The 1,977-nt window shown below is 28.9% G+C and carries 2 protein-coding genes and 1 pseudogene; 1 reads left to right on the top strand and 2 read right to left on the bottom strand.

Features of this window, described 5'->3' with window-relative positions:
- Window positions 1-91 precede the first annotated feature (91 nt).
- Entirely contained in the window at window positions 92-715 is a 624-nt protein-coding gene (locus tag KGF36_RS19810; RefSeq protein ID WP_227830493.1) for a uracil-DNA glycosylase family protein, read from the top strand.
- A 157-nt stretch (window positions 716-872) separates the two neighbouring features.
- Here KGF36_RS19810 and KGF36_RS19805 read toward each other — a convergent pair whose 3' ends face one another.
- Both KGF36_RS19805 and KGF36_RS19800 read right to left on the bottom strand, forming a co-directional pair.
- On the bottom strand, window positions 873-1,652 hold the full coding sequence (locus tag KGF36_RS19805) for an EFR1 family ferrodoxin (protein WP_227830494.1): 780 nt from the start codon (window positions 1,650-1,652) through the stop codon (window positions 873-875).
- Window positions 1,653-1,721: 69 nt separating this feature from the next.
- Window positions 1,722-1,977 (bottom strand): annotated as a pseudogene (locus KGF36_RS19800) (hypothetical protein); the annotation flags it as partial.

The following is a 1,977-nucleotide window of genomic DNA, read 5'->3' as shown; positions in this document are numbered from 1 at the left end:
CGTAGTAGCTTAGGCAAGGCGAGGTTCAGTGAAGAAGGAAAAATCTCGATATGGATATATTTGACCATATTTTGAGTGGCAGGTTAAACATATGAAGATAAATATAAAATCAACTTTAAATGAATTTATTAAAAATAATAATCTTTTTGAGGATAATGAAATCTTATCATATCTTCCCAATATAACAATAGATACAGACTCTATAAAAACTATAATGATTAACGAAGTTGTCCCAAGTAATCCTAATGATGATTTTTATAGTTTAGATGAGCATGCTGACTACTTAAAAACTACAATCCCTTTATTCCAAAATGCAGGTACAAAAATATCTAGCATAAATGATATTTTAAATCTAGGCATATATATAACTAATGCAGTAAAATTACCTAAAACAGAATATACAATAACTCGTGACACTATTCAATCGCACATGCCTATTTTAGAAAAAGAAATTAAATTATTCAGTAATCTAAAAGTAATAATGTTGATGGGAGATGTAGCAAAAAAATCTTTTAATATGATTACTAAAAAACATACAAAAAAGAATGCAGTTCCTTCTATTTCAACATATAAACTTCGTAATAGCGAACTTTATTATGACAATTTACGAATATTTCCATCATATATTATGACTGGTGGAAACTTATTGATTGAAAAATCAAAATTCGAAATGGCCTCAGAAGATATTCAAAAAATGATAGAACTTATAAAATAATAAAAAAGTGCCTCATCAAAAACGCTTTGAGGCACTCTACTTTTCAAGCTATAATGTATAATTATATTATTCTTTTTTATAGTAAGTTTAAATTTTTCTTTAATATTATTTATCACTAACTTTTAATATTGTCCATCATTAAATAAATTAAACTTATCTATTTATCTAAAAATATATCCTTCACAGTAACGTCTGGATGGTGATACTTCTTCCTATCTGTCAAAAACGATTTTTTTATATTAATTGCCTCTTTGGGACACCAATGGAAACAGGCTAAACACCTTTCACACTCATTACCCCACTTTGGCTTTCTGTCAACTATACTTATGTTTTCTAATGGGCAAACTCTTTTGCATGTCCCACACCCATTACACTTATCTTCTGCAAAAAATTTAGTAGTGGCAATCTGCATGTTTTTACCCACTAGACGAAGTGTAAAACTGTCTACATATGACTTTAAATTGTTTTTTCCTTCTATCTTTCCACTCTCTAAGTTGTTGATACACTTTGTTATTTCTGACACTCTATTAGTAAAGTTTCTTAGTCTCTCTTCTTCAACACCTCGAGGTGTTGTCAAAGCATTTCCAGGCATATCAATTACAAAACCAGCAGATAGCTCTTTTCCTTTTTTCTTAAGTAATTTATTTATAGTAAACAAACTATGGCCAGCCACTCCATTACATGTAGCAATAGCATACATATCGGGATTACTATTAAAATTTAATTTATCTATAAAAGACTTTACTATATCAGGAACATCAGCAAAATAAACTGGAAAAACAATTACCAAGATATCTTCATTTACGTCTATATTTCTTTCTTTTCTATGTATAGCTAAAGGTATTAATTCTCCATTTTCATTTAACATTTCTTTTAAAGTCTTTGAAACCACTAAAGAGTTTCCCGTTCCAGAAAAATAATAAATCTTAGAACTCATCCTTATCCCTCTTTCTATTGTTTTGTATCATCAATGAGTTAAAAAGACTTCTTAAAACATAATTTATACTTATTTACTGAGTTTATCCAAAGCTTCAGTAAATAAAGACAGTTCCTCATCTGAAATAGATTTAAATGTCTCTGTTGCATATATGTCTGCAATTTTATTTAATGGCTCTTCTAATTCTCTGCCTAAATCTGTTAAAAATATTTGAAACTTTCGTCTATCTTTAACATCTACTTTACGAACACTGAACCTCCCATGACTAAAGTCACAGGGTTCCTGCTTCATAGAATTTTGCATACTAAAATATGTCTTACCAATT

Source organism: Clostridioides sp. ZZV14-6009 (assembly GCF_020658095.1).
Lineage (GTDB): Bacteria > Bacillota > Clostridia > Peptostreptococcales > Peptostreptococcaceae > Clostridioides.
This window is presented reverse-complemented; position numbering and strand designations above follow the sequence as displayed.